We start from the raw sequence: 1,281 nt of genomic DNA, 5'->3' as shown, positions 1-1,281 counted from the left end.
ATCAAGGAGTTCGCGAAGATCGGCACCGAGCGCGTCTTCGACCCCGAGCGCATCGCCCTCGTGCCGGACCACTACACGCCCAACAAGGACATCAAGTCCGCCGAGCAGGCCAAGATGATGCGGGACTTCGCCCGCTCGCAGGGCGTGACGCACTACTACGAGATCGGCTGCATGGGCGTCGAGCATGCGCTCCTGCCCGAGCAGGGCGTCGTGGGCCCCGGCGACGTGATCATCGGCGCGGACTCGCACACCTGTACGTACGGCGCGCTCGGTGCGTTCGCCACCGGCGTCGGGTCGACCGACGCGGCCGTCGGCATGGCGACCGGCGAGGCGTGGTTCAAAGTCCCCGCGTCGCTGAAGTTCGTCATCGAGGGCGAGCTGGGCGAGTGGGTCTCGGCAAAGGACATCATCCTGCACGTCATCGGCATGATCGGCGTCGACGGCGCCCTGTACCAGGCGATGGAGTTCACCGGGTCGGCCATCCGCGCGCTGGACATGGACGGCCGCATGACGATCTGCAACATGGCCATCGAGGCCGGCGGCAAGAGCGGCATCATCGAGGTCGACGACGTCACCCGTGCGTACGTGAACGGCCGCGCGGAGCGCGAGTGGGCCGAGTACCACTCGGACGCCGACGCCGCCTATGCGCAGGTATTCGAGATCGATGCCGCCGACATCGTGCCGACCGTGTCCTTCCCGCACCTGCCGAGCAACACGCGCGCTGCGGCCGACTCGCGCGGCGTCACCGTCGACCAGGTCGTCATCGGCTCGTGCACCAACGGCCGCTACGAGGACATGCGCGTGGCCGCGGAGATCCTGCGCGGCCGGAAGGTCCACCGCGACGTGCGCCTCATCGTCATCCCGGCCACGCAGGCGATCTGGCGCCGGTGCATGGACGAGGGCCTGTTCGACGTCTTCCTCGACGCCGGTGCGGCGGTCTCCACGCCGACCTGCGGGCCGTGCCTCGGCGGGCACATGGGCATCCTGGCGGCGGGCGAGCGGGCGGTCGCGACCACGAACCGCAACTTCGTCGGCCGGATGGGCGACCCGACGAGCGAGGTCTACCTGGCGTCGCCGGCCGTCGCTGCGGCCACCGCGGTCGCGGGTCACATAGCGCTGCCGGACGACCTGGCGTAGGCCGCGGCCGCGCTACGGCGCTGCGGTCGGCTCGGCCGAGCCCGTCGGGGTGGGACTCGCGGACAGTTCGTCCGAGCGCTCGAGCAGCCACAGCTTCGCGGCGGGCGGCTGCGGGAGCGCGAGCGCGCTTGCGACCCGTCGCGC

1 protein-coding gene is annotated in these 1,281 nt (G+C 71.0%); it reads left to right on the top strand.

What is annotated here, in order from left to right:
- The coding region (gene leuC / locus FDZ70_10835; GenBank protein ID TLM65777.1) for a 3-isopropylmalate dehydratase large subunit at positions 1–1,137 on the top strand (1,137 nt) is incomplete at its 5' end.
- Between the last annotated feature and the right edge of the window lie 144 nt (positions 1,138–1,281).

Source organism: Actinomycetota bacterium (assembly GCA_005774595.1).
Lineage (GTDB): Bacteria > Actinomycetota > Coriobacteriia > Anaerosomatales > D1FN1-002 > D1FN1-002.
This window is presented reverse-complemented; position numbering and strand designations above follow the sequence as displayed.